Source organism: Duganella aceris, assembly GCF_011090165.1.
Lineage (GTDB): Bacteria > Pseudomonadota > Gammaproteobacteria > Burkholderiales > Burkholderiaceae_D > Rugamonas > Rugamonas aceris.
Genome location: NZ_JAADJT010000002.1, coordinates 387,980 through 414,635 on the forward strand (window position 1 = coordinate 387,980; position 26,656 = coordinate 414,635).

Here is a 26,656-nt window from a genome sequence, read left to right on the forward strand (position 1 = left end):
CCGGCCGAATATGACATGTTTATGACATGGGACAAATATGCGAAAAATAATGTTCCAGCCCGCATTCCCTATGGGGCGCGGCCCCGGATGTCATAATCGAGGCCCGCTGGAAAGCCATTTATGACATGGCGTGTCACGGACTTGTCATATTTCATCTTTACACTGTTACATCACTCTTCTATCAATACGGTATAGAATTAGGTAACCTGCAAAGTGATAAGAAAGACATGAAGCCTGACTTGCATGCTGAAGTAAATAAGAACTCCGCATTCCTCGACCGGGAACTGTCGCAACTGATGTTCAACCGGCGGGTGCTGGCGCAGGCCGAGGACAAAAGCATTCCTTTATTAGAGCGGCTGCGCTACCTGTGCATCGCCAGCAGCAACCTCGACGAGTTCTTCGAAGTGCGCGTGGCCAGCCTGCTGGCGGCCGGCAGCGTCGACGGTTCGCTGTCGACCCACCCCGCCCTGGTCGCCACGCTGTCGCGCATCAGCAATGAATGCCACGCGCTGGTCGCCCATCAATATGAAATCCTCAACCAGGAAGTGCTGCCGCAGCTGGCGGCCAACGGCGTGCACCTGGTGCGCCACAACGAACGCAACGAGGCGCAGCGCGCCTGGGTCAAGGAATACTTCGACACCGAGGTGCGGCCGCTGCTGACGCCGATCGGCCTCGACCCGGCCCACCCGTTCCCGCAAGTCGTTAACAAGAGTCTCAACTTCATCGTCTCGCTATCCGGCAAGGACGCCTTCGGCCGCGGCACCGCGATCGCCATCGTCAAGGCGCCGCGCGTGCTGCCGCGCGTGATCCGGCTGCCCGACCATCTGTCGAAAAGCGGCGGCGTCTCGTTCTGCCTGCTGTCGTCGATCATCCACGCGCATATCTCCGACCTGTTCGCCGGGCGCGAAGTGATCGCCTATTCGCAGTTCCGCGTCACCCGCGACAGCGACCTGTGGGTCGACGAGGACGAAGTGAAGAACCTGCGCCAGGCGCTCAAGGGCGAGCTGCTGGGCCGCCAGTTCGGCGCCTCGGTGCGGCTGGAGGTGGCCAAGAACTGCCCGCCGGAGCTGTCGCAATTCCTGCTCGACCAGTTCGGCCTGCACCAGAGCAGGCTGTACGCCGTCAACGGCCCGGTCAACCTGGTGCGCCTGACCGAGATGATGGACCACGTCGGCGGCCCGGAGCTGCGCTTCCCGCCGTTCTACCCCGGCAGCGCGCTCAAGCCGGGCAGCCCGGACATCTTCGCCGCGTTGCGTGAAAACGATATCTTGCTGCACCACCCGTATCAATCGTTCCAGACGGTGATCGACTTCATCCGCAGCGCCGCGCACGATCCGGACGTGGTGGCGATCAAGCAGACCATTTACCGCACCGGCATGAACTCGGACCTGATGGAGTCGCTGATCACCGCCGCGCGCCAGGGCAAGGAAGTGACCGTGATCGTCGAGCTGAAGGCGCGCTTCGACGAGGAAGCCAACATCAACTGGGCCGACAAGCTGGAACAGGCCGGCGCGCAGGTGGTGTACGGCGTGGTGGGCCTGAAGACCCACGCCAAGGTGGCGCTGGTGATCCGCCGCGAAGACAAGAAGCTGCGCTTCTACGCCCACCTCGGCACCGGCAACTACCATCCGACCACAACCAAGTTCTATACCGACTTCGGCCTGCTGACCTGCCACCCCGGCATCGCGCAGGAAGTCAACGAGGTGTTCATCCACCTGACCAGCCTGACCAAGCCGCACCGCCTGACGCATTTGTGGCTGGCGCCGTTCGCGCTGCACAACGAGATCATCAAGGCGATCCGCAACGAGGCGCGGATCGCGCGCGCCGGGCGGCCGGGGCGGATTATTGTTAAAATCAACGCGCTGGTGGACGAGTCGGTGATCCGGGCCTTGTATGCGGCTTCCAAGGACGGCGTGAAGATCGACCTGATCGTGCGCGGCGCCTGCACCCTGAAGCCCGGCGTGCCCGGCCTGTCGGAGAACATCAAGGTCCGCTCCATCATCGGCCGCTTCCTGGAGCACAGCCGCATCTATTACTTCCGCAACGATCTGGCGCACGACGTGGTGCTGGCCAGCGCGGACTGGATGAGCCGCAACCTGTTCCGCCGCATCGAGGTGGCCTTCCCTATCCTCGACAAGGGCTTGAAGCGGCGGGTGCTGGCCGAGGGCCTGAACCCGTATTTGAAGGACAACACCAACGCGTGGGAGCTGGAACCGGACGGCCACTACCAGCGCCGCAAGGCGCGCGGCAAGCAAGCCAGCTTCAGCGCGCAGCAACACCTGATGGACACGCTGGGCATCCCGCACGGCCATCTGGGAGAATAAAAACAGGCGGCGTGCCGGGAGGCGCGCCGTGGGATCTTTTTCAAATGTCAGCCAGGAGAAAAGCATGGATCTCATTTTATGGCGCCACGCCGAGGCCGAAGATGCCGGCCCGGGCATGTCCGATCTGGAGCGCGCTCTGACCGTCAAGGGCCAGAAGCAAGCGCGGCGCATGGGCCAATGGCTCAATTCGCAGCTGCCCGACAGCTGCCGCATCCTGTCCAGCCCCGCCGTCCGCACCTTGCAGACGGTGGAGGCGCTGGGCCGCAAGTTCAAGATCCACACCGACCTGGCGCCCGGCGCCGATCCGGCCGACATCCTCAAGGCGGTCAACTGGCCGGGCAACAAGGACTCGGTGCTGGTGGTCGGCCATCAGCCGACGCTGGGCCAGGTGGCGTCCATGCTGATGACCGGCGACGATCTGGAGTGGGACATCCGCAAGGCCAGCGCCTGGTGGTTCGCGCAGCGCGATCCCGGCGATCCGATGAGTGTCTACCTGAAGGCGGTGATGGCGGCGGATCTCGTGGTGAAATAAGCACAGCACGGCCTTGTAAAGCCGCACGCATCTGCTAAAGTTTAATCGTATCAACTATGAGGGGGCTATGATGGTATTCACCTTGCTCACGATGGGGATCTTCGGAGGAATGATCGCCCTGGTTGTTTACGAACTTGTACAAGAGATGCAGGGCAGTAAACATAAACTGATGGACCGCTATCACGAATAGCATCAGCTTCACTGAAGCCTACGGCGCCAGCGGCGTACCCTATCCGGGACACGCCTCTCGCGCCGTTCAACGTTTACACCCCGGTTTTAAACTTGGTATAGATGCGCGTGATGTTGCGGCGGATATCCGCCGGCACCGCCTCCGGCGCGGCCATGCGCTTCTTGTCCGCGTCCGACAGGAACACGGTCTTGTTGTTAGCGATATCTTTACGCACGAACTTGACGCCGGCCGCGTTCGGGTTGGCGTAGAACACCTTGTTGGTCAGGCTGGCGTGCACTTCCGGACGCATAATGTAGTTGATCCACAGGTGCGCGTTGTTCGGATGCGGCGCGTCGGCCGGGATCGCCATGGTGTCGAACACCAGCGCGGCCGAGGTCTTCGGCACCAGCACTTCGATCACGTTGCCGTTCTTGGCGTCGATGGCGCGCTGGCGCGCGATGTTGATGTCGCCCGACCAGCCCAGCGCCACGCACACCGCGCCGTTGGCCATGTCGTTGATGTAGCCCGACGAGCTGAACAGCGTGACGTTGGGACGGATCGATTGCAGCAGCTTGCCGGCCTCGACGTAGTCGGCGGCGTTCTTCGAGTAGGCCGGCTTGCCCAGGTACAGCAGCGCGGCCGGCAGCACTTCCGACGGCGAATCGAGGAAGGACACGCCGCACGACTTCAGCTTGGCGGCGTACTTCGGATTGAACACCAGTTCCCAGGCGTTGTCCGGCATCGGCATGGCGCCCAGCGCGGCCTTGACCTTGGCGACGTTGATGCCGACGGTGGTGTAGCCCCACAGCCAGTCGACCAGGTATTCATTGCCCGGATCGATGCCGGCCAATTTGGCCTGGATCTCGGGGTCGAGGTTCTTCAGGTTGCCGAGCTTGGACTTGTCCAGCTTGCGCAGCAGCTTGCCGTCGATTTGCAGGCGCGCCCATTGCGCGGTCGGCACCACGATGTCGTAGCCGGACTTGCCGGCGACGAGTTTGGAGTTCAGGATTTCGTTGTTATCGAAAAGATCATAACGAACCTTGATGCCGGTTTCTTTTTCAAAATTTTTAACTGTGTCGTCGGCGATGTAGTCCGACCAGTTATAGATATTGAGGATCTTTTCCTCCTGGGCCTGGGCGGCGCCGGCCATCAGGCCTGCCGCCACCAGTACCGCTCCAACGAACTTCCCTGCCATAGCACCTCCGAAAGTGGAATCAATCACAAGCCGTGATGATCGGGCATAGCCAGTTTCGATGCAAGGAGTTCGTTGATTTATCAGCCCAACATGTCGAACAGGGTGCCGGTCTTGCCGCTGCCGCCGGTCAGGGCGCTGCCGGCGCCGGTCTGCGCCTGCGCCGTGTACAGCGCCACCAGCGCGTTGGCCTGCGCCGTCAGCGCCTTGGTCAGCACGGTGCGCTTGGCGTTGATGCTGGTGATCTCGTTGCTGGTCAGTTGCGCTTCCTTGCTGATCACGCTGCTGCTCGACGTGAACAGGCCGGCCTTGTTCGACAGCAGGTCGGCGATGCCGCGGCCGTCGTTGGTGAACAGCTTGGCCACCGCCGACGAATCGGCCGTGATCGCGGCCGTCAGCTTTTTGTCGTCGATCGCCAGGTTGCCGGTAGCGTCTTGGGTCACGCCGGCGGCGTTCAGCGCGCTGACGGAGACGCTGCCGCCGCCGGTCTTGAGCAGCAGGTTCATCTGGCTGACCACCTGGTTGACGGCGGTGTCGCCCTTCAAATCGCCCTTTTGCAGCTTTTGCAGCTTGGCGTTGAGGTCGTTGTAGGCGGCGACGAAGGATTTCAGGTTGGCGCCGATCTGGCTGGCGTCCTGGGTGATGGTGACGTCGGTCTTGCCGCTGGTCGACAGCGTCAGCGTGGCGCCGGCGATGCCCTTGTCCTTGATGGTGTTGCTCGCGCTGCTGATCTCGGTGCCGCCGTCGACCGTCAGGAGGGCGTTTTGCGCTGGCTTGGTCTGTTTGAGTTCCTGCTTGCCGTCCGGGTCGAAGGCCAGCAGGTTCTTCAGGGCGGCGTCGCCGCTGACGCTGATGCGCATGCTGTTGGCGGCGCCGCTCTCGCCGGCGACCTGCAGGGAAAACTTGCCGTCGTCGCCCTTGACCACCTTGACGTCGACGCCGGCCGCCTTGAGCGCGGCGGCGATGCCGTCCAGCGTGTTGTTGCTGCTGTCGATGGTGATGCTCTTGCTGCCGGTGGTGCCGTTGGTGACGAAGCCCTTCTCGCCGCCGGCGGTGCCGAAGTCGATCTTGACGGTGGTGGTGGCGCCGGCGCCGATCTTGGTGTCGGCGGCGGCGAATTCGTCGCTGGTCAGGAACTGGCCCTGCGCCAGTTGCTTGACGTCGATGGCGTAGGTGCCGGCCTTGGCGCTGCCGGTGGAGGCGGCGCTCAGCACGCTCTTGACCGAGCTGGCGGCGGTGGTGCTCAGGCCGCTGCCGGTCAGGCCGGCGGCGATCGCCTGGAAATTCGCCAGCGCGCTTTGCAGCTGGCCGAGGCCGGACAGTTTGGTCTGGTCCTTGGTCAGGGTCGCGGTCAGCTTGGTGGCGGCGCCGTTCTGCGTCGCCATGGTCTGCTGGACGCGGTTGTAGATGTCCGCCGAGACGGCGGTGCTGCCGGTGCCGGTGCTAGAGGTGATACTGGAAGTGGCCATGATCCGTTCCTGCCATATTTGATTACATAGTATGCAACATGGTCAGGACTTCCAAAGCGGCGAGCAACGGGGGATTTACCCCTTATTCCGTGCCCCAGCTTGGTGCGGCCGAGCCGAGGCTGGACGCGGGGCGCTCCCAGCGCATCGGCGCGCCGTCGATTTCAGCCGGCGGCCAATAGCGGCGCGCCGGTCCCCACTCGGTTTGCTCAAGCTGCGGCGACAAATCCGCCTCGCCGCCGGGCGCGATGGGCGGCAAGCCGACGGCGGCGGCCAGCGACGCCGAGGCGGCGGGCTCGGCTGACGACGCGACCAGCAGCTCGGCGACGCGGGCCAGCGACAGGCGGGCTTGCATGCCGTCCTGGCCGTCCAGCCGGTGCAGCAGGCCGCGCACCACGGCGGCGGCGATCAGGTAGCCGGTGGCGTGGTCCAGCGCCTGCACCGGCAGCGGCACCGGCTTGCCTGTCCCCTGCGCCAGCATGCCGTGCCGCGCGATGCCGCTGCTCATTTGCACCAGGCTGTCGAAGCCGCGCCGGCCGGCCCATGGGCCGCTCCAGCCATAGGCATCCAGCGCGACGTCGATCAGGCCGGGATTGAGCTGGCGGCGGGTTTGCTCGCCGAAGCCAAGGCGCTCCAGCGCATCGGCCCGGTAGCCGTGGACCAGGATGTCGGCGTCGGCCAGCAAGCCTTCAAAAATGGCGCGGTCGACCGGCAGCGTCAGATCGAGCCTGGCGCAGCGCTTGCCGAGCGTGACTTCCGGGATCACGCCGGGCTCGGTCCAGCCTGGCGGATCGATGCGCAGCACGTCGGCGCCATAGCCCGCCAGGAAGCGCGTGGCCACCGGCCCCGCCAGCACGCGCGTCAGGTCCAGCACCTTGAGCCCGGCCAGCGGGCGCGACGGCGTCCCCGGCCATCCGCGCCCTACGTGCGCGCCGGCGGCGAAAGCCGCCAGTACGGGCGCCGCCGGGGCGGAGGCTGGCCGCGAGTCGGCTGCGGCTGCGGCTGCAGCGGCTGCGGCGGGTGCGGCTGCGGCGGCGGCGCTGATCGCGATCAGCGGCTCGGCGGCGACGGCGCGGCCTTGTGGATGCTCGCGCCACTGCGCCATCGAGCGCATCATCGCCGCGCAACCACCCTGCCCGACCACCGCCGCCTCCAAGTCTTCGCCGCGCCACGCCGCCACCGCGCGCGTCACCGCCTCGCGCTCCGCCGCGCAACCGAGCACGGCCAACGCCGCATCGCGATGATGGCGCGCATTGGTGTGCAGACGGATCCAACCATCGGCGCAAGCATAGTCGCCGGCCACCGCATCCCACAACGGCGGCCGCTCCCAGCCGACCGGATGCAGCGACCAGCCAAACCACAGCGACGCCAGCCGGCGGTCCACCCGTACCTCGGCGCCGGCGCCGCCCTGCGCGACGATCAACTGCCGCACCGCCAGCGCCGCCGCCGCGACCGAAGCCGCCGCCAGATCGGTGGTGGCGAAACACGACGGCAGGTCACCGACGCCGCCGAACACCACGGCATCCGCCGCATCGTCCGGCAAGCCGAGCGCCGCCGATGCGGCATCGAGCATGTGACGCGAAATGCGGGACATGAAATCTCCAGAATTGTTATGCTGATGGATGTAGCTTAGGACTGTGGAAGCCAGCGCGTCAATCTTGACTTGAAGTATCAACATGGAAAGCACTATGGTCTGGATGACTGCGGAGGAAGCCTTGGGCGTGCTCCGCGTGCGTCCGCAGACGCTGTATGCCAACGTCAGTCGCGGAAAAATCCGCGCCAAGCCGGACGACGACGATCCGCGCCGCAGCCTCTACCACCGCGATGACGTGCTGCGCATGGCCCGGCGCAGCAACGGCCGGCGCAAGGTGGAGGCGGTGTCGGCGCAGGCGATGCAGTATGGCGATCCGGTGCTGTCGTCGTCGCTGACCAGCACGACCGGCGGGCTGCTGCTGTATCGCGGTCAGGATGCCGCGCTGCTGGCCGAGACCGCCACGTTGGAGGACATCGCCGCCCTGCTCTGGGAGTGCGATCCGCTGCTGGTGCAAGGCGGTTTGCCAGCGAGCGCGGCGCGGCATGCCGACGCGGCGGCCTTGGCGCCGGGCGCGCTGGGCGCCGGCCTGATCGCGCTGGCGCAGCGCTGCGCGGTCGATCCACCGTCGCTCGGACGATTGGCCGGCACCCTGCACGCCGAAGCGGCCGACATCCTCGCCACCCTGGCGCAAGCCATGACCGGCCAGCCAGCCACCAGCGATAGCGACGGCGGCCCCGGCGGCGGCAGCAGCGGCGGCAGCAACGGCGGCCCCGGCGGCGGCAGCAGCGGCGGCAGCAACGGCGGCCCCGGCGGCGGCGGCAGCGACGGCGGCCTTGGCGGCGGCGGCAGCGACGGCGACGGCGACGGCAGCGGCCCCGGCGGCAGCGGCAGCGACGGCGGCGGCGACGGCAGCGGCCACGGCGGCAGCGGCAGCGACGGCGGCGGCGGCGGCGGCGGCAGCGGCCACGGCGGCAGCGGCGACGGCGGCAGCAGCGGCAGCGCCCCCGGCGACAGCGGCAGCGGCGGCAGCGGCGGACTGGACGACGGTGGCGAAGCTTTGCGCGGCGGGGGCAAGCTGAACGGCGGCATCCATGTCCGCCTCGCCCGCGCCTGGCGATGCGATGCCGCTGAAGACCTGATCCGCCGCACGCTGGTGCTGCTGGCCGATCACGAGCTGAACGCCTCCACCTTCGCCACCCGCGTCGCCGTCTCCACCGGCGCCTCGTTGTCGGCCGGGGTGCTGGCCGGCTTCGCCACGCTGACCGGCCCGCTGCACGGCGGCGCCTCCGCCGAACTGGCGCAATTGCGCACGCTGGCCGACCAGATCGGCCCCAGCGACGCCGTGCGCCAATGGCTCGCCAGCGACCGCCCACTGCCCGCCTTCGGCCACCCGCTGTACCCGGACGGCGACCCGCGCGCCCGCGCCTTGTTGAAATTATTGCCGGAGTTACAGCCCTACCATGATCTGGCCATCGCCGCCGAAGCACAGGCCGGCGAGCTGCCGAATATCGACTACGCGCTGTCGCTGCTGGCCGCCGCATGCGGACTGCCGCGCGACGCGCCGTTCATCTTGTTTGCTGTGGGTCGCTGCGTCGGTTGGCTCGCCCATGCGCTGGAGCAGGTGCAAGCCAACCGCCTGATACGGCCACGGGCCCGTTACATCGGCCCGGCGTGATCAGCGCAGGAATTTATTGAGGGTGGCCATGAAGGCCATGTCCGGCGCCATGAACTGGTAGCCGAGCTTGAAATGGTCGCCGCTGAAAATACAATAGTTGACCCTGACCCGCGTCGTCAGTATCTGCGCCTTGCCTTCGACGAACAACTCAAAAGACATTTCACCCATATCGCCAACCGACAGTTTGTGGTCGAACGTGAGCGACAGGCCGGTGGCGTTGATATCGATGGTGCGTCCCTGCTGCGGCGCCATGCCATCCATCACCACGACTGCTTTGGCACGCACAATCTTGCGCGCCCCTGACCTTTGATCCACTAACAATTTCCTATCCTTTTATAAATACTTAGTACGGTATTGACGATTACAACACGTAACAATACAACGTTATTGGATTTCGCGCAGCTTATTGAACGCATCGTCGATGCGATCGACCGCGATGATCGTCATGCCCTCGATCGGCTGCTTGGGCGCGTTGGCGCTCGGGATCATCGCGGTCGAGAAACCGAGCTTGGCCGCCTCGCGCAAGCGCTCCTGCCCGCGCGGCGCCGGACGGATCTCGCCGGCCAGCCCGACCTCGCCGAACACCACGAAGCCGCGCGGCAGCGGCTTGCTGCGCATCGACGAATTGATCGCCAACAGCACCGCCAAATCGGCCGCCGGTTCGGTGATCTTGACCCCGCCCACCGCGTTGATGAAGACATCCTGATCGAAGGCCGCGATGCCGGCATGCCGGTGCAGCACCGCCAACAGCATCGCCAGCCGGTTCTGCTCCAAGCCGACCGACAGCCGCCGCGCGTTGGGCAGATGACTGGCGTCGACCAGCGCCTGGATCTCCACCAACAACGGACGCGTGCCCTCCTGCGTCACCATCACGCAGGAACCCGGCACCTGGTTGTCATGCTGCGACAGGAACAGCGCCGACGGATTCGACACGCCCTTCAAACCCTTCTCGGTCATGGCGAACACACCCAGCTCGTTGACCGCGCCGAAACGGTTCTTGATCGCCCGCACCAGACGGAAGCTCGAATGGTTGTCGCCTTCGAAATACAGCACGGTATCGACGATGTGCTCCAGCACGCGCGGACCGGCCAGCGCGCCCTCCTTGGTGACGTGGCCGACCAGGATGATGGTGATGCCGGTCTGCTTGGCGACGCGGGTCAGCTGCGCCGCGCACTCGCGCACCTGCGCCACCGAACCCGGCGCCGAACTGAGCGCGTCCGAGTACACGGTCTGGATCGAATCGATGACCGCCACTTCCGGCTTCAGGTCGGCCAGCGTGCCGAGGATTTTCTCCAGCTGGATCTCGGCCTGCAGCTTCAGGTCGCGGGCGTCGATGTTCAAGCGCTTGGCGCGCAACGCGATCTGCGCGCCGGATTCCTCGCCGCTGACATACAGCACCTTCTTCAGGTGCGACACATTGGCCAGCGCCTGCAACAGCAGCGTCGACTTGCCGATGCCGGGATCGCCGCCGATCAGCACCACGCCGCCGGCCACCAGGCCGCCGCCCAGCACCCGGTCGAACTCCTCGATGCCGGTGCCGAAGCGCGGTACGTCGATCGCGTCGATATCGGCCAGCGACAGCACCGGCGCGGTCTGCGCCAGCGCCATGTGCTGCGGCTGCGAATAGCGGTTATTGCCGCCCTGCTCGACGATGGTCTCGACCATCGTGTTCCACTGCTGGCACGACGGGCACTGGCCGCTCCACTTGGAGGACGTGCCGCCGCATTCGGTGCAGGTGTAATTGGTTTTAGCCTTGGCCATGCGTTCAGCCCTCGACCACGGGCACGCGCGGCGCCAGGGCGCACATCAGCTCATAGCCGATGGTGCCGGCCGCTTCCGCCACATCGTCGACCGGCAAGCCCTTGCCCCACAACGTGACCTTGCTGCCGATGCGCGCCGACGGCAGCGCCGTCAGGTCGACGGTCAGCATGTCCATCGAGACCCGGCCGACCAGCTGCGTCTTGACGCCATCGACCAGCACCGGCGTGCCCAGCGGCGCGTGGCGCGGGTAGCCGTCGGCATAGCCGCAGGCCACCACGCCGACCCGCATCGGGCCTTCGGCCTGGAAGCGGCTGCCGTAGCCGACCGCGTCGCCGGCGGCGATGTCCTGGATGCCGATGATCTCGCTGCTCAGGGTCATGGTCGGTTGCAGGCCAAAGCCGTCCGCCGTGCCGCCGCCGGGCGTGCCGCCGTACAGCATGATGCCGGGACGGACCCAGTCGTTGGCCAGCGACGCATGCAGCAGCACGCCGGCCGAGTTGGACAGGCTGCGCATGCCCGGCAAGCCGGCCGCGCCCAGCTCGAAGCGGCGGATCTGCTCGTTGATCGGCAACAGCGGGTGGTCGACATCGTCTGCGTTGGCGAAGTGGGTCATCAGCGTCACGCTGCCGACGCAGGTGATCGCGATCAGGCGCGCGTGGGCGGCGGCGTAGGCGTCCGGCATGAAGCCGAGGCGGTTCATGCCGGTGTTCATTTTCAGATGCAGGTCGAAGCGGATGCCGCGCGCGGTCAGCGCTTCCTGCGCCGCCTCCAGCCATTCCAGCTGCTCGTTGCAATGCACCGCCGCCTGCAGGTTGTAGCCGGCCATGGTGTTCAAATCCGACGGACCGAAGAAACCCTCCAATAACAGGATCGGCTTCTTCCAGCCCAGTTCGCGCAGCTTGACGGCGTTGTCGAACTCGATCAGCGCCAGGCCGTCGGCGTCGGCGAAACCGCGCATCGCGCGCTCCAGGCCGTGGCCGTAGCCGTTGGCCTTGACCACGCCCCACGCCTTGGCGCCGGGTGATAGCGCCTTGGCGCGCGCCAGATTATGTTGCATGGAATCGAGGTGTATCGTTGCGACTATCGGCCTGGGCATAAGACTTTTTTCAGCGAATAAGGGAAGCGCGTATTTTACCGTGTGCGGGCTGAGCTGCACTGCTCAATTCTTGGGGATACGAACAAAGCATGGTATAAAGCAAGCCAGATAAGTTTTCAGGCATCTAAGAATGAACCGTGGTTTCTACACCATCATGGCAGCGCAATTCTTTTCGTCTCTGGCGGATAATGCGCTGCTCTTTGTTGCGATCAACCTGCTGGTAACGATGAATTCCCCAGGGTGGATCACGCCGCTCCTGAAACTTTCGTTCACGCTGTTTTACGTGCTGTTGGCCGCATTTGTCGGCGCTTTCGCCGATTCGATGCCCAAGGGCAAGGTTATGTTCATCTCCAACCTGATCAAGGTTGGCGGTTGCCTGCTGATTTTCGCCCACGTCCATCCTTTATTAGCCTATGCCATCGTCGGTTTCGGCGCCGCCGTGTATTCGCCGGCCAAGTACGGCATCCTGACCGAATTGCTGCCGGCCGAGAAACTGGTGGCCGCCAACGGCTGGGTCGAGGGCCTGACCGTCATTTCCATCATCTTCGGCACCGTCATGGGCGGCGCGCTGGTCGGCGGCCGGGTATCCGGCTTCCTGCTCGGCTTCGACATGCCGCTGATCGACACCGGCATCGAGACCCCGACCCAGGCCGCGCTGTGCGTGGTGGTCGGCATCTATATGATCGCGGCGCTGTTCAACACGCGCATCCCGGACACCGGCTGTGTCTACGGCCACCAGGAACGCAATCCGATCAAGCTGATCACCGACTTCGCCAATTGCTTCGGGCTGCTGTGGAAAGACAAGCTGGGCCAGATCTCGCTGGGCGTCACCACGCTGTTCTGGGGCGCGGCGCAGACGCTGCAATTCATCGTGCTGGAGTGGGCCAACCGCACGCTGCATCTCACTTACGAACAATCCACCAGCCTGGTCGGCGTGGTCGCCATCGGCGTCGCGCTGGGCGCGGTGATCTCGGCGCGCTTCATCTCGCTGCGCCAGTCGCTGTCGGTGATCCCGGTCGGCATCGCCATGGGCGTGATCGTGATGGGCATGACCCTGGTGAACTCGGTCATGCTGGCGTATCCGCTGCTGGTGCTGGTCGGGCTGTTGGGCGGCTTCTTCCTGGTGCCGATGAACGCGCTGCTGCAACACCGTGGCCACGTGCTGATGAGCGCCGGCCATTCGATCGCGGTGCAGAACTTCAACGAGAACCTGTCGATCCTGACCATGCTGGCGGTGTACTCGCTGATGTTGCGCGGCCATCTGAATTTGAACGTCATCATCCTGCTGTTCGGCCTGTTCCTGGCCGGGACCATGGCCATCATCCTGCGCAAGCACAAGGCCAACCAGCGCGAATTCGATTCGATCGCGCTGATCGGCGAAGCCAAGCACTGATCGCCCATGCTGGACCACCGCGTCAGCGCCGATATCCTACGCGGCGCGATCGAACTTGAACCGACCGCCAACGGCGTGATCCCGCACCGCCTGCCCGCCTGGGCGCGCGCGCAATGCGCCGATCCGCAACTGGCGATGGTCGAGGCGCAGCCTGCCGGCGTGCGTCTGGCGTTCCGCAGCGAGGCCACCGTGATCGAGCTGGATGCCTTGCGCACCAAGCGCTTCTACATCGGCGCGCCCGAGCGGCCCGATGGCATCTATGATCTGCTGGTGGATGGGCGGCTGGTGAGCCAGGCCAGCATCGGCGGCGGTCATACCTTGTCGATCGATATGGCGGCCGGCGCGGCGACCACGGAATTCGGCCAGGTCGGCACATTGCGTTTCGGCGATCTGCCGGCGCGCGCCAAGGATGTCGAGATCTGGCTGCCGTACAACGAGGCGACGGAAATCGTGGCGCTGCGCGCCGATGCGCCGATCACGCCGATTCCCGATCGGGGCCGCAAGGTCTGGCTGCATCACGGCAGCTCGATCAGCCATGGCTCCGACGCGGCCAGCCCGACCGCCACCTGGCCGGCGCTGGCGGCCGCGCGCGGCGGCGTTGAGCTGATCAATCTGGGCTTCGGCGGCAGCGCGTTGCTGGATCCGTTTGTCGCGCGCGTGATTCGCGATACGCCGGCGGACGTGATCAGTCTGAAGCTGGGCATCAACGTGGTCAACACCGACTTGATGCGCTTGCGTGCTTTCGGGCCGGCGGTGCACGGGTTTATCGATACGATACGCGAGGGGCATCCGAATACGCCGCTGGTGATCGTGTCGCCGATCTACTGCCCGATTCACGAGGACACGCCGGGGCCGACCTTGATGGTGATGTCGGCGCTGAGCGCCGGCCAGGTGATCTTCCGCGCCGCGGGCAAGCCGGCGGAGCGCGCGGCGGGCAAGCTGACGCTCAATACCATCCGCGATGAGTTGCTTAAAATCGTCACGCAGCGCGCGGCGAAGGATGGCAACCTGTCCTATCTCGATGGGCGTGCGCTGTATGGCGCGGCGGATGCGGTCGATCTGCCGCTGCCGGACAATCTGCACCCGGATGCGGCGACGCATCGTCTCATCGGCGAGCGCTACGCGCGGCTGGTCTTCCAGTCTTAAGCGGGCAGCGTGCCGTCCTGGCGGCGCTGCGCGGCTTGGGCGTGCCAGTCGTCGGGGACGATGAAGCCTCGGCGCTGTTCCACCAGCCATTCTCTTTTTTCCTGCATCGCGGTCACCATCACCGGCGCGGATAGTTGCGTCATCTGGTCGCTGAGTGCGGCCAGCAATTCCTGTTTGCTCATCGCGGCGTTGGCCGGCGACTTCAGTGGCGCCAGCCAGTGCAGGCGGGGCATGATGGTGTAGTGGCCGTCGGGCAGGTGTTGTGCTTGCGATAGCGTCATCCAGAAGCCGTTGCAGTGTGGCTGGGAGATGCCTTCCATGCTCGCCGCGTCGGCGCTGTGGGGGTAGAACAGCCAGCCTTTGACCAGCGCTTGCGCGCGGGCCACCGGTTGCGGCAGCAGCGGCTGCGCGGCGGGATGTTGGGCCAGCGAGAGTTGTTTGTCGAAGATCTTGCGCATCTTGGCGCCCAGCGTGTCGGCCAGGTTGGGGCCGATCAGGCCGTTGAAGTTGGCGCCGGCCGCGTCGGCGTCGAGCAGGTAGAACTTGGTGGCGAATTCGATGTGGACCAGGTCGTCGCCGTCGCGCAGCAGGAAGTCGAATTCGCCGACGGTGTCGTTGCGGCTGGCGCGCACTTGCAGGCCGTGCGCGACCAGTTGGCCGTGCTCGGCGAAGTAGAAGGCCATCAGCTTTTCGGCGTACAGGCCGAGGCGCGAGTAGTGGCGCGTACCGAGCGCCGATTCCAGCGGGATCGGGTCTTGTTCCAGCGCGGCCAGCCAGTCGGCGGTGGCCGGCGCCATCGGGCCGAAGCTGGCGATGCGGCCTTGCCAGTGCGGCGAGGCGGGGTCCAGCAGGTCGGGCGCGTCCAGCAGCCAGGCCAGCGCGCGCACGTGCGGGTGGTTCAGGTGCGGCCAGCGCCGCTCGAACGCGGCTTGATAAGTCTCCACGCCACACGGCGCGGATGGCGCGCCGGGCTGCGGCTTAGTCACGGGCGGCCTTCGCCAGGCACAGGTCGCCCCAGGCCTTGGCTTTGTCTTCCGGCTTGCGCAGCAGGTCGTCCGGGTGGTAGGTGGCGACCACCGGCAGCTCGGCGGCGCCATAGCGCATCACCTTGCCGCGCGCGGCGGGGCCCATCATCAGGCCCTTGGCGGCGAACTGGCCGAAGGTCATGGCCATCGTGGCGCCGGTCAGCGCGAGCTCGCGGTGCAGGTAGGGTCGGCAGGCGCTCAGTTCGTGGGCGGTCGGGGCGCGGTCGCTGCCGTCCGGGTTGGATGGGCGGCATTTGACCAGGTTGGTGATGTAGACGTCGGCGTCGGGCTTGAGCGCGATCGCTTTCAGCATGTTGTCCAGCAGCTGGCCGGCTTCGGCGGTGATCGGCTGGTTGTCCTTTTCGTCCAGGCGCGATGGGGCAGCGGCGATGGCGATCCAGGTGGCGTCGGCGGCGCCGCGGCCGTTGACGGCGTTGCGGCGGGTTTCGCACAGGTCGCAGCGGGTGCAGGTGGAGACGGCGGTCTTCAGTGTCGGCCAGTCCATGGCGGCGATGGCTTCGTCGCTGACCGGCGCGGCGCGGGCGGGGGCCGGGGCGTCGTCGAACCAGGAGGTTGAATCGTCTACAGGGGCGAACGTGGTGTCGTCAGCCGGCGGCGACGGCTCGGCGGCTGCGGTTGCGCGCGCGGTGGGCGGCGCGGCGGTTGGGACGTGTGCGTCGGCGGCCGGAGCCACGCGCGCGGCGGACGGAACGGCGGCGGCGTGGTGCGAGTCGGCGGCGGGAGCGTGTGCGTCAGCGGTCGGAGTCGCGCGCGGGGCGGGTGGCGTTGTCTGGGTGTCGGCGTGAGCGTCGCGCGACTCGATGGCCGCGACCAGGCGACCGGCATGCGGCGCTGCGTCCGCATCGTCGCCGGCATCGCGCGAGTCGACGGCCGCAGCCAGGCGACCGGCGTGCGGCGGCGTGGCGGCGGCGTCAGCCTGCGACTCGCCGGCCGGAACGCCGCGCGCCGCAGGCCTGGCTGCGGATGGATGCGCCTCGGCGGAATGGGCTAGCGCTGCGGCGGCGCTGGCAGGCGGCATCGCTGCGGCCGGCGGCGCCGATTCGCCTACACCCTCTTCTGCCAGCTCGCCTTCGGGCCGAGCCGCCACCCGACGCAACTTCCACTGCGCACCAACGCCCATCTCCTCCAGGAAGACCGTGCTCCGTGCCGACTGACTCATACTTCAAACCGCATAACGATCGCGTCCTCGCGTTGCTGGTTCGCCGCCGGGTAGTAACCCTTGCGCCGGCCGATATGTTTAAATCCGTAGCGCTCGTAAATCTCCAGCGCCCGCGTGTTCGATGGCCGCACTTCCAGCAGCACCGACGTCATGCCCAGGCCGCGCGCGCACGCCACGGCCTGATTCAGCAAAAACCTCCCCAAGCCCTGCCCCTGCCGCTCCGCCGACACCGCCACATTCAACAAATGCGCCTCGTCGACAATCGCCATCATCAGGAAATACCCCAGCAAATCACGATTCTGATCGCGCAACACCCAAGCCTCGTAATTGCTGCTCAGCGAATCGACGAAATTGCCCATGCTCCACGGATGCGGATAAACCGTTTCCTCCAACTCCAGCACATCGGCCAGATCGGCTTGCTGCATCGGCTCGTAGTTCAGACGAGCCAGATCCCACACCTGCTTCATGCGCCACCTTCGGCCGCTTTGGCGGCTGCCATGTCGCGGCGCTCGGCCTGGGTGTATGCGATCTTGTTGCGCAAGTATAGCGGCTGCGCCTCGGCCGCCGTCACCGTCTTGCCGGCCGCGAAATCGATCGCCGCCAGTTGCGCGATCTGCGCCGCGTGCGGCATCACCGTGGCGTGACCGCCGGCCGGATACGCTTCGGCATAGGCAGACAAGCCGTTGCCGCAAGCGACCGGCGCGCCCTGCGACCGCACGTCGCCCGGCGCCGACAATGCCGGCGCCAACACCGGCACCGGCCGGCCGGAGCGGCTGTCATCCGCGCCGCCGCCGTCGCCGCCAAAACTGTACTGCGCCCAATAGACCTCGCCCATGCGCGCATCCAGCACCGCCAGCACCTCGCCGGCGCCATGCTGCTGATGGCAAGCCAGCGCCATCGCATCCAGCGTCACCACCGGCACCACCGGCAACCCGCCGCCGAACGCCAGCCCCTGCGCGATGCCGCAAGCGGTGCGCACGCCGGTGAACGAGCCGGGACCGGAGCCGAACGCGATCGCGTCGCAATCCTTCAGGCTGATGCCGGCCTCGGCCAGCAGTTCCTGCACCATCGGCAAGATCGATTGGGAATGGGTCCGCACGCCTTCCGACACGCGTGTGATGACGGTTTCGCCGCGCAGCAAGGCGCAGGAGGCGAGTTCGGAGGATGTTTCGATGGCAAGAATGGTAGGCATCCCGTATTTTAACCCGGCCGGCTTGCAGGCGCGACCCTGCGAGGGCATGTAGAATACGTCCTTTCGGCGCAGAGCGCGCCTTTAGCCGATCCCACCATGCACAGTCTGACCCTGAATTCCGCCAACCGCGAAGAAGTGGCCGCCGCCCTGGAAGGCGAGCGCTGGATCGTCGCCTGCCTGTGCGCCGCCTGGTGCGGCACGTGCGACTCCTACCGCGCCACGTTCGAAGAAGTGGCGTCGCGCCATCCGGACAAGTTCTTCGTCTGGATCGACATCGAGGATCACGCCGACGTCGTCGGCGACCTGGACGTGGAAAACTTCCCGACGCTGCTGATCCAGCACCACGAGCTGGTGGCCTTCTTCGGCACCATGCTGCCGGATCCCGGCCTGGCGCACCGTCTGGTGCAATCGCAGTCGGCGCAAACCGACGAGGAGATGCAGGAACTGATCCTCAACAGCGACGAACGCGCCCAGTGGCAGCGCGAATGCAACCTGCGCACCCTGATGCGCAACGCGCTGGCCTGAGCGCGTCGGCGCTCACTCCTTTTCGAACACCGGATCGACCTCGTCGTCGAGCCGGTCGATTTCAAACCATTGCGTCAACTGCCGGCCATCGGGCCCGGTGCTGAACTTGAAGCGGAAATCGCTGTTGCCTTCGTAGCAGAACTCGGTCGGCGATATGGCCTGGAGACGCGCCACGCGCTTGTTGACCGAATATTCAACCTGCAAGCGGCCGTCCTTGAGCTGGAAGATATAGCTGTCGGCGCCGTGGCGGTAGGTGCCGGCCAGCTGGCGCAAGGCGCTCTCCGACAGCGTCATCGGCCGGACGTCGTGCCGGGGCATGTCGGCGGCGATGGTGGCCAGCCGCTTGGCGACCGGCCGCAGTCCGTATTGCAGCGCGTCTTCGCTGTTGCTCAAGATGGAAACGAAGATCTTCGACGCGGCCAGGAACACGACTTCGGCATGGCTGCCGTGGATATCGCCGTTGCTTTGCAGGTAGGGCTTGCCCGCCAGCGTATGCGGACGCAGGCCAAGGCCGTAGGGAACACGTTTGCCGTTGGTCAGCGTCAGAGCGGTATTCATGGCCGCCAGGCTGGCCGGGTTCAGCACCGCGCCGCCTTGCAGCGCCATGGTCCAGCGCAGCAGGTCCGCGTTGTTGCTCGCGAAACCGCCGCCACCGAACAACAGCGTCGCGCTCCAGCGGACCGCCAGTCGCGGACCTTTCTCGTAGGGCGTCGCCAGGCCCTTGATCAGTGTCGTGTCGCGGATGGCATGCGTGTGCGTCATGCCCAGCGGCGCGAAGAACTGGCGCGCCAGATAGGCGTCAACCTGTTCGCCGGTCAGCTGCTCGATGATCATCGCCAGCAGCGTGTAGTTGGCCGACGAATAGGAGTAGCCGTCACCCGGCGGCGCCAGCAGCGGCATGGCGACGGCCTGCGCCATCAACTGCCGCGGCGTGTGGTCCTCGAAAGCATAGCGGCGAAATGCCTCGTCCATGAAAATGTTGGCGATGCCGGACGTGTGGTTGAGCAGGTGTTCGACCGTGATGCCGCTCCATGTCGGCGGCACGTCGGGGAAGAACTTGCGGATCGGCGTTTGTATCGTCAGCTTGCCGTCCTCGGCCAACTTCAGGATCGCGGCGGCGGTGAACTGCTTGCCGACCGAGGCGACATTGAACAGCTGTTCGGGCCCGACCGGCACGTTCAGTTCAACGTTCGCCAGCCCATATCCCTTGTTGAGCACAGTGACGCCGTCCTTGACGACCAACACCGCGGCGCCCGGCATATCCGGCGCAAAAATCCGCGTCAGCTCGGCGTCGATCACTTCGGCTTTGGTGGCGGCGATGGCGGCCGGCGCCCACTGCGAGACGGCGGCAAAAAAGATGGCGACGATTGGACGCATTGGTCCTCCCTGAATAAAGATGGTGATTGATAGAGATCCAACGCCATCATATTTTCAAGGCCGGCGGACAAGCGCCGCAATGCGACAGGCTGCGCAAACCCCGGCACCGGATGCGGAATACGGGTTACAGCGTCAGCGGCAGGCTGCGCAGGCGCTTGCCGGTCAGCTTGAAGATCGCATTGGCGACCGCCGGCGCGATCGGCGGCGTGGCCGGTTCGCCCATGCCTTCGGGATGCGCGGCGCTCGGCATGATGATGGTCTCCACCTCCGGCGCCTGATTCATGCGCAGCACCGGATAGTCGTGGAAGTTGGTCTGCTCGACCTTGCCGTCCTTGATGGTCACGTTGCCGAACAGCGCCGCCGACAGCCCGAACACCACCGCCGACTCCACCTGCTGCGCGATGATGTTGGGATTGACGGCGATGCCGCAATCGACCGCGCACACCACGCGATGCACGCGGATCTCGGCGCCGTCGACCGACACCTCCGCCACCTGCGCGACGATGGTGCCGAACGATTGGTGCAAGGCCACGCCATGCGCGCGGCCCGCCGGCGCGACGCCGGCCCTGGCCACCGCCGCGTTCAGCACCGCCAGATGGCGCGGATGCTGCAACAGCAGGCCGCGCCGGAATTCGACACTGTCCTTGCCGGCCGCATGCGCCAGTTCGTCGATGAAGCTCTCCTTGAAGAAGGCGTTGTGCGAGTGGCCCACCGAGCGCCAGTACCCGAGCGGCACCGCGCTGTCGACGATGACGTGGGTGATGCGCTGGTTGGCGAAGTGGTACTGCATATCGAATTCGCCTTCGGCCGTGGTCTTGTCAGGGCCGCCGGCGGGCAGGCCGAGATTCCGTTTGAAGAACTGGTGCGCGATCGAGCCGCCGGCCGATTTGTTATCGTAGCCCAGCACATTCCCCGCCGCGTCCAGCGTGGCGCTGAAGCGCGCCAGCGCCGCCGGGCGATACACGTCGTGCGTCATGTCCTCTTCGCGCGACCAGATCAGCTGCACCGGCCGGCCGTCGGCCTGTCTGGCGATGGCCACCGCCTGCGCCACCATATCGACGTCGAGACGCCGGCCGAAGCCGCCGCCCAGCAGCGTCACTTCCAGCATCACGTCGGCGGCCGAGACGCCGCCCACCTTGGCCGCGACCTCCACCGCGAAGCCGGGCGACTGCGTCGGCACCCACAGGTGCACCTTGCCGTCCTTGACCTGCGCGGTGCAGTTGACCGGCTCCATCGCCGCATGCGCCAGATACGGCGCGCGGTATTCGGCCTTCACGGTCTTGGCGACGCCGGGCGCCCGGCCCTCCACCGCTTCCATGTCGCCGGCCTTGTAGTAGGCGTGGCCGGATTCGGCATCCAGCCTGGCCGCCAAGTCGGCGTAGATGGCGGCGCTGGACAGGCCGGCGTGCGGTCCGTCGCTCCATTTGATCTGCAGCGCCGACGCGGCCTGTTTGGCCTGCCAGTAGCTGCTGGCGATGACGGCGACACCCGCGCCGGCGCCGGTCTGCGCAGGCAACGCGGCCGAGAAGTCGACCACCTTGACCACGCCCGGCATCTTCAGCGCCGCAGCCGCGTCGATGCTGGAGACCGTGCCGCCGATCACCGGCGACATGTGCAACGCCGCGTACAGCATGCCCGGCGGCCGCGCGTCGATGCCGAACATCGCCATGCCGTTGACCTTGGACGGCGTATCGCGGCGCGGTTGCGGGCGGCCGATCAGCTTGAATTGATCCGGCGACTTGAGGCGCACCTCGCCCGGCGCCGACGTCACGGCCAGCGTCACCAGCGCGCCGTAGCCCAGGCGGCGGCCGTCGGCGTGGATCACGTGGCCGTCCTCGGTGCGGCAGTCGGCGGCCTGCGCGTTCCAGTATCGGCTCGCGGCCGCGACCAGTTGCGCGCGCGCGGTGGCGCCGGCTTCGCGCATCGGCTCCCATGCATCCTTGACGCTGGACGAGCCGCCGGTGATGATCAGCCCCAGCTCGCGCGCCACCTTCCCCACCGTCCACGACACCACCGCCTTGAGGCGGCCGGTATCGTCGGGATGGAAGGGCAAGCCGTCCTTGAGCATGGCGATGTTGCCGAAGATTTTATCGATCGGCGCCTGTGCGATCCGCACCCGCGACAGCGGCACGTCCAGCTCCTCGGCCACCAGCATCGGCAGCGCGGTGTGCACGCCCTGCCCCATCTCGCTGCGCGGCATGGCCACCGTCACCGTGCCGTCGATCGCGATCGAGACCCAGCCGTTGAGCGCGAGCGCGCCGCCGGTCACGGGCAAGGGATGCGATCCGTTCAGGCGCTGGCGCGGCGGCATCACGCCCCAGCCGACCACCAGCGCGCCGGCGACGGCGGCGCCGCTCAGGATGAAACGACGGCGCGATATCTTGTTCGGTCCCGACATGATGGCCTTTTTATTTTTTCCAGCGCGCCAGCATGTCGGCGGCCAGCAGCGGACGGCTGTAGAAATAGCCCTGCGCCAGATAGCAGCCGTGGCGCAGCAGGAAGGCCGCCTGTTCCTCGGTCTCGACGCCTTCGGCGATCACCGACAGGTTCATGCTCTTGCCCAGCTGGATGATGGCGATGGCGATCGCCTCGTCGTTGGCGTCGGTCGAGATGTCCTTGATGAAGGAACGATCGATCTTCAGCGTCTGCACCGGCAGCTGCTTCAGGTAGGCCAGCGACGAATAGCCGGTGCCGAAATCGTCGATCGCCAGTCCGACGCCGATCGAATGCAGGTCGTTGATGAAGACCATGGCGTCGCCGGTGTTCATGATGACCGACTCGGTCACTTCCAGTTGCAGGCGTTGCGGCTCAAGCCCGGTCTCGCGCAGAATGTCGGCCACCATGTTGACGATGCTGCCGCGCTCGAACTGCTTGGCCGACAGGTTGACCGCGATCTTCGGCACATGCAGGCCGGCTTCCTGCCAGCGCACCATCTGGCGGCAGGATTCCTGCAACACCCACTTGCCCAGCTGGTTGATGAAGCCCGTGTCCTCGGCCAGCGGGATGAAGCGGATCGGCGGGATCAGGCCCAGTTCCGGATGGTTCCAGCGCACCAGCGCCTCGACGCCGATCAGGCGCCCGGTGTCGATTTCCACCTGCGGCTGATAGTTGAGGAAGATCTCGTCCTTCTCGATCGAGCGGCGCAGGAAGGTCTCCAGGCGCAGGCGCTCGACGCCCTCGCCGGTCATCGACGGCGCGTAGAAGCTGTAGCCGTTGCGGCCGCGCGCCTTGGCCTGGTACATGGCCACGTCGGCGTTACGGATCAGCATATTCAGATCGGCGGCGTCGTCCGGGAACAGGCTGATGCCGACGCTGCAGGTGACGAACAACTCGTGGCCCGCCACCATGAACGGTTCCTCGAACATCTGCACCAGCTTCTCGGCCACCTGGCTGGCGCCGTACTGGTTCTCGATATCCTCCAGCAGCACGATGAATTCGTCGCCGCCCAGGCGGGCCAGCGTATCGCCTTCGCGCAGGCGCTCCTGCAAGGCCTTGGCGACCTGCTTCAGCAGCTCGTCGCCGATGTGGTGGCCCAGCGTGTCGTTGACGTTCTTGAAGCGATCCAGGTCGATGAACAGCAGCGCCAGTTGTTCGCCGTCGCGCGCCGCGCGCAGCAAGGCGTGCTGCAGGCGGTCGTGGAACAACAGGCGGTTCGGCAGCGCGGTCAGCGGATCGTGGTGCGCCAGGTGGTCCAGCTTCTCCTGCGATTCCTTGGCCTTGGTGATGTCGCTGAAGACGCCGACGTAGTGCGTCGCCTCGCCGCGCGTGTCGCGCACCGCGCTCACCGTCAGCCATTCCAGATACAGTTCGCCGTTCTTGCGCTGGTTCCAGATCTCGCCGCGCCAGAAGCCCTTGTCCAGCTGCTCCTGCCACATGGCGTTGTAGAAATCGTCGTCGTGGCGGCCGGAGCGCGTCAGCGTGCGGTTGTGGCCCAGCGCTTCCGCCTCGGAGTAGCCGGTGATCTGCGTGAACGCCGGGTTGATGGCGACGATGGTGCCCGCCGCGTCCAGCACCACCACGCCGTCGGCGATGTGCTCGATCACGGTGGCGGACAGCCGCAGCTTCTCCTCCGCCTCCTTGCGTTCGCTGATGTCGGCGTAGACCCAGATGCTGCCTTCGTTGGCGCGGTTGTGGTCCAGCGCGTAGCCGCTGACCATGCACCAGAACAGGCTGCCGTCCTTGCGGCGGTAGTTGCGCTCTTCGCTGAAGTAGTCGCCGTGCGACAGCGTCGGATACTGGCGCGCGCCGGCCGCCTCGAAGTCGAACGAATTCGGGAACACGATCGAGGTCGAGGCGCCGGTCATCGCGCCCGGCTCATAGCCGAACAGCTCCTCGCAACGGCGGTTGACCGAGACGATGTGGCGGTTACGCACGAACATCACGCCGAACATCACATTGTCCAGGATCGCGCTTTGCTCGGCCAGCAGCGCCTCGATGCGCATCTCGTTGTGCTTGCGCTGGCTGATGTCGGAGATGATGCCGTCGACCCAGGGCGCGTTGCCATCGCCGTCGTGCGGCTGCGGCTGGCCGTTCTCGGCCACCCAGCGCTCGGTGCCGGTGGCGTCCTGGATGCGGTATTCGACTTCGTACGGCTGGCCGTCGCGGATCGCCTGGCTGACGGTGCGGCGCTGCTTCTTGCGGTCCTCCGGCGCGATCAGGTTGGTCCAGGCGTGGGTGGTGCTGCGCATGAACTGCGCCGCCGGGTAGCCGGAGATGTCCTCGATCGCGTCGGAGACGAAGTCGATCGGGCCGTCGGGACGGAAGCGGAACACCGCGCCCGGCACCTGCGTGACGATGGTGCGGAAGCGTTCCTCGCGCTGGCCGATGTCCTCGAACAGGCGCTTGATCGCCACCCGCATCTGCTCCAGCTGGGCGGCCAGGCGTCCCAGCTCGTCGCTGCCGCGCAGGTCGAGACGGGTCTCGAAATCGCCGCGCGACAGGCGGTCGGAGAAGCGCATCAGCTTGCGCAACGGTTTGATCAGACGCGAATTCAGGAACAGCACGATCAGCAGCAGCGACACGGTCAGCTGCGCCGCCAGCACGAACACGTACGACACCTGCTTCTTGCTGAGGTCCACCTGGCTGCGGGCGTCGTCCATCTCGACCATGATGCGGCCGATACGCTCGCCGCGCACCAGGATCTCGCGCTCGGCGCGGAACACATTGCCGGCCGCCAGGCGCGGCGAATGCACGTGGATGAACTGGGTATCGGCCTGGCCGACCACCTGCACCTGCAACACCGACTGGTCGCGCATCACCGACTCGACCAGCGAATGGGCCGACTCGGCGTTCATGTTCCACAGCGATTCCTGCATGCCGAGCGCCAGGATGTCGGCGTTGCGTTGCAGCGATTCGTTGAGGGCGACGCGGGCCGATTGCTGCTCGTGCACGCCGATCAGCAGATAACTGCCGATGATGGCAGGAATCACCAGGCCGCCGAACACGACCAGCAGCAGCGCACCGTAGATGGACAGACCGTAGAGCGCGCTCAGACGGGCACGCAAGCGTTGATAAGGGGTGCTAGTCATGCAGGATCTTGACAAGTTTGCATCATCTGGCTGAAGTTAGTTGGCATCGCAAACTTTTAATAGTTACCTAACAGAATTATGCACGCAAAAATGCGTGAAAAGTCGCACCGCAAGCAAAAAACCCACAAGCGCGCTATGATCGCGACTCATTTTTCAAACACATAGGAAACGCCATGACCACCTTCTCGATGTACACCGCCTCCATTCCTGTGTTTAAGCAGATCCTGAACAGCCTGCACGCCATCCTGGAAAAGGCCGAAGCCCACGCCGCCGAGAAAAAGATCGACCCGAACGCGCTGCTGCAATTCCGTCTGTTCCCGGACATGCTGCCGTTCACCCGTCAGATCCAGATCGCCTGCGACTTCGCCAAGGGTGCGGCGGCGCGCCTGGGCGGCCTGGAAGTGCCGTCGTACGAGGACAGCGAAATGACCTTCGCCGAGCTGAAGGCGCGCATCGTCAAGACGCTGGCGTACATCGACTCGGTGCCGCAGGCGTCGATCGAAGGCAGCGAAGAGCGCGCCATCACCACCGGCAGCGGCGAGAAGACCAAGCATTTCACGGGCCAGACCTATCTGTTCCACTACGCCTTCCCGCACTTCTTCTTCCACGCCACCACCGCCTACGACATCCTGCGCCACAACGGCCTGGACATCGGCAAGAAGAACTTCATCGGCACCTATTGATTGACGCGGAGGGCTACTTGTTCCGGCGCGGGTAGCCCTGCGCCAGGATGCGTTGCCACACCAGCTCCTTCTGGTCGGCGCTCATGGACACCCAGTGCGCCACCTCCACCACCGTGCGGCCGCAGCCGCGACAAACATCGTCGAAGGTGGTCGAACACACCGCCACGCAGGGCGTGTCCGGCCGAAGCGGCAGATCGCTCATCATTTCACCTGCATCAGCTTGTCCCAGCCGTCGTGACCCAGGGTGCGCAGGGTTTCAATATTCTTCTCGAAAATATCGGATGCGTCCGGGAACGCCTCGACCGCGCGCTCGATGCTGTCCTCGCGCAGCAGGTGCAGGGTCGGATACGGCGAGCGGTTGGTGTAGTTATCGATATCGTTCTTGTGGGTATCGGCGAACTGGTAGTCCGGATGGAAGCTCGCCACCTGCAGCTCGCCGTCCAGCTCCAGCTCCTCCAGCGCGGCGTCGGCCACGTCGAGGAACTCGTTGTAGTCCTCGAAATCGGTCAGCACGTTCGGATGGATCAGCATGGTGGTGTCGACCTTTTCCGGGTCGGCGTCGGCCAGGTACTGCAACTCCTCCATCAGCTTTTCCAGCAAGGCCTCGGGCGTGTCGGCGTCGCAGACCACGTAGCGGATCTGCTGCTTGACGTGGACGGCTTTGGCGAACGGGCACAGGTTCAGGCCGATGACGGCCTTTTCCACCCAGGTGACGGTGTCGGCGATGACCTGGTCGCGGTCGATGGCGGGGCTACTCATAGTGCAATTCCTCGGATGACTTCTTAAAGACAGGATTGTACGCATTCTTTTGCCGATACTCATTCTTCAGTCATTTCGCCGCCATCTGCATCTTATTTA

The 26,656-nt window shown here is 65.7% G+C and carries 23 protein-coding genes; 8 read left to right on the forward strand and 15 right to left on the reverse strand.

Annotation, left to right across the window (positions count from 1 at the left end; translation table 11 throughout):
- Positions 1–227: 227 nt before the first annotated feature.
- The 3 genes from ppk1 (at position 228) to GW587_RS31600 (ending at position 3,046) form a co-directional block, all read left to right on the forward strand.
- A complete protein-coding gene (gene ppk1, locus GW587_RS06240) occupies positions 228–2,324 on the forward strand; it encodes a polyphosphate kinase 1 (protein WP_166099979.1) in 2,097 nt (698 codons plus the stop codon).
- Positions 2,325–2,388: 64 nt separating this feature from the next.
- Positions 2,389–2,856, forward strand: a complete 468-nt coding sequence (sixA, locus tag GW587_RS06245) for a phosphohistidine phosphatase SixA (RefSeq protein WP_166099981.1) — start codon at positions 2,389–2,391, stop codon at positions 2,854–2,856.
- 67 nt (positions 2,857–2,923) lie between these two features.
- The gene (locus GW587_RS31600) at positions 2,924–3,046 is read left to right on the forward strand and encodes a hypothetical protein (protein ID WP_267878020.1); all 123 of its coding nucleotides are present in this window, start codon (positions 2,924–2,926) and stop codon (positions 3,044–3,046) included.
- A gap of 73 nt (positions 3,047–3,119) precedes the next feature.
- On the opposite strand, the gene GW587_RS06250 is transcribed toward GW587_RS31600, so the two are convergent.
- The 3 genes from GW587_RS06250 to GW587_RS06260 all read right to left on the reverse strand — a co-directional run bounded on the left by GW587_RS06250 (position 3,120) and on the right by GW587_RS06260 (position 7,277).
- Positions 3,120–4,220 (reverse strand): polyamine ABC transporter substrate-binding protein, encoded by a 1,101-nt coding sequence (locus GW587_RS06250; RefSeq protein WP_166099983.1) that lies wholly within the window; start codon positions 4,218–4,220, stop codon positions 3,120–3,122.
- Between the two features lie 80 nt (positions 4,221–4,300).
- Complete coding sequence (gene fliD / locus GW587_RS06255; protein WP_166099985.1) at positions 4,301–5,686, reverse strand: flagellar filament capping protein FliD; 1,386 nt, start codon at positions 5,684–5,686, stop codon at positions 4,301–4,303.
- 82 nt (positions 5,687–5,768) lie between these two features.
- Positions 5,769–7,277: a CoA transferase gene (locus tag GW587_RS06260; RefSeq protein WP_229259311.1), complete on the reverse strand. Its 1,509-nt coding sequence runs from the start codon at positions 7,275–7,277 to the stop codon at positions 5,769–5,771.
- An 82-nt stretch (positions 7,278–7,359) separates the two neighbouring features.
- Between GW587_RS06260 and GW587_RS31190 the strand changes: the two genes are divergently transcribed.
- Positions 7,360–8,892 (forward strand): citrate synthase, encoded by a 1,533-nt coding sequence (locus tag GW587_RS31190; protein WP_229259312.1) that lies wholly within the window; start codon positions 7,360–7,362, stop codon positions 8,890–8,892.
- Here GW587_RS31190 and GW587_RS06270 read toward each other — a convergent pair whose 3' ends face one another.
- The 3 genes from GW587_RS06270 to alr form a co-directional block, all read right to left on the reverse strand.
- Complete coding sequence (locus tag GW587_RS06270) at positions 8,893–9,207, reverse strand: PilZ domain-containing protein (protein WP_371875552.1); 315 nt, start codon at positions 9,205–9,207, stop codon at positions 8,893–8,895.
- 69 nt (positions 9,208–9,276) lie between these two features.
- Positions 9,277–10,653 carry a DNA repair protein RadA gene (radA, locus tag GW587_RS06275; protein ID WP_166099990.1) on the reverse strand — a complete coding sequence of 459 codons (1,377 nt, stop codon included), beginning with the start codon at positions 10,651–10,653 and terminating at the stop codon, positions 9,277–9,279.
- A gap of 4 nt (positions 10,654–10,657) precedes the next feature.
- On the reverse strand, positions 10,658–11,749 hold the full coding sequence (gene alr / locus GW587_RS06280; protein ID WP_166099993.1) for an alanine racemase: 1,092 nt from the start codon (positions 11,747–11,749) through the stop codon (positions 10,658–10,660).
- A 130-nt stretch (positions 11,750–11,879) separates the two neighbouring features.
- On the opposite strand from alr, the gene lplT reads away from it, so the two are divergent.
- A complete protein-coding gene (lplT, locus tag GW587_RS06285; protein ID WP_166099995.1) occupies positions 11,880–13,142 on the forward strand; it encodes a lysophospholipid transporter LplT in 1,263 nt (420 codons plus the stop codon).
- 6 nt (positions 13,143–13,148) lie between these two features.
- Positions 13,149–14,288 carry a GDSL-type esterase/lipase family protein gene (locus GW587_RS06290; protein ID WP_166099997.1) on the forward strand — a complete coding sequence of 380 codons (1,140 nt, stop codon included), beginning with the start codon at positions 13,149–13,151 and terminating at the stop codon, positions 14,286–14,288.
- Here GW587_RS06290 and GW587_RS06295 read toward each other — a convergent pair.
- Genes GW587_RS06295 through tsaB form a run of 4 tightly spaced genes read right to left on the reverse strand, consistent with a single transcriptional unit; the run spans position 14,285 to position 17,685 of the window.
- Positions 14,285–15,274, reverse strand: coding sequence for a DUF1853 family protein (locus tag GW587_RS06295; protein WP_371875549.1), 990 nt, complete (start codon positions 15,272–15,274; stop codon positions 14,285–14,287). The genes GW587_RS06290 and GW587_RS06295 overlap by 4 nt on opposite strands.
- Positions 15,267–16,493, reverse strand: a complete 1,227-nt coding sequence (locus GW587_RS06300; protein ID WP_229259313.1) for a uracil-DNA glycosylase — start codon at positions 16,491–16,493, stop codon at positions 15,267–15,269. Before GW587_RS06300 ends, GW587_RS06295 begins: the two co-directional genes overlap by 8 nt.
- The gene (rimI, locus tag GW587_RS06305) at positions 16,490–16,960 is read right to left on the reverse strand and encodes a ribosomal protein S18-alanine N-acetyltransferase (RefSeq protein WP_166100003.1); all 471 of its coding nucleotides are present in this window, start codon (positions 16,958–16,960) and stop codon (positions 16,490–16,492) included. Before rimI ends, GW587_RS06300 begins: the two co-directional genes overlap by 4 nt.
- Entirely contained in the window at positions 16,957–17,685 is a 729-nt protein-coding gene (gene tsaB, locus GW587_RS06310) for a tRNA (adenosine(37)-N6)-threonylcarbamoyltransferase complex dimerization subunit type 1 TsaB (protein WP_166100006.1), read from the reverse strand. The genes rimI and tsaB overlap by 4 nt, the downstream gene beginning before the upstream one ends.
- 96 nt (positions 17,686–17,781) lie before the next feature.
- Here tsaB and GW587_RS06315 point away from each other — a divergent pair, with 96 nt between their 5' ends.
- Positions 17,782–18,210 (forward strand): thioredoxin family protein, encoded by a 429-nt coding sequence (locus GW587_RS06315; RefSeq protein WP_166100008.1) that lies wholly within the window; start codon positions 17,782–17,784, stop codon positions 18,208–18,210.
- 12 nt (positions 18,211–18,222) lie between these two features.
- On the opposite strand, the gene GW587_RS06320 is transcribed toward GW587_RS06315, so the two are convergent.
- The 3 genes from GW587_RS06320 to GW587_RS06330 all read right to left on the reverse strand — a co-directional run bounded on the left by GW587_RS06320 (position 18,223) and on the right by GW587_RS06330 (position 25,115).
- Positions 18,223–19,587 carry a serine hydrolase domain-containing protein gene (locus tag GW587_RS06320; RefSeq protein ID WP_166100011.1) on the reverse strand — a complete coding sequence of 455 codons (1,365 nt, stop codon included), beginning with the start codon at positions 19,585–19,587 and terminating at the stop codon, positions 18,223–18,225.
- Between the two features lie 124 nt (positions 19,588–19,711).
- Positions 19,712–21,985: a xanthine dehydrogenase family protein molybdopterin-binding subunit gene (locus tag GW587_RS06325; protein ID WP_166100013.1), complete on the reverse strand. Its 2,274-nt coding sequence runs from the start codon at positions 21,983–21,985 to the stop codon at positions 19,712–19,714.
- 10 nt (positions 21,986–21,995) lie between these two features.
- On the reverse strand, positions 21,996–25,115 hold the full coding sequence (locus GW587_RS06330; RefSeq protein WP_166100016.1) for a bifunctional diguanylate cyclase/phosphodiesterase: 3,120 nt from the start codon (positions 25,113–25,115) through the stop codon (positions 21,996–21,998).
- A 173-nt stretch (positions 25,116–25,288) separates the two neighbouring features.
- On the opposite strand from GW587_RS06330, the gene GW587_RS06335 reads away from it, so the two are divergent.
- A complete protein-coding gene (locus GW587_RS06335; protein WP_166100019.1) occupies positions 25,289–25,798 on the forward strand; it encodes a DUF1993 domain-containing protein in 510 nt (169 codons plus the stop codon).
- Between the two features lie 13 nt (positions 25,799–25,811).
- Here the strand turns inward: GW587_RS06335 and GW587_RS06340 are convergent, their stop codons facing one another.
- Together GW587_RS06340 and GW587_RS06345 are read right to left on the reverse strand one after the other, a co-directional pair.
- Positions 25,812–26,000: a DUF1289 domain-containing protein gene (locus tag GW587_RS06340; protein WP_166100477.1), complete on the reverse strand. Its 189-nt coding sequence runs from the start codon at positions 25,998–26,000 to the stop codon at positions 25,812–25,814.
- Positions 26,000–26,557, reverse strand: a complete 558-nt coding sequence (locus GW587_RS06345) for a DUF1415 domain-containing protein (RefSeq protein ID WP_166100022.1) — start codon at positions 26,555–26,557, stop codon at positions 26,000–26,002. Before GW587_RS06345 ends, GW587_RS06340 begins: the two co-directional genes overlap by 1 nt.
- Positions 26,558–26,656: the final 99 nt, after the last annotated feature.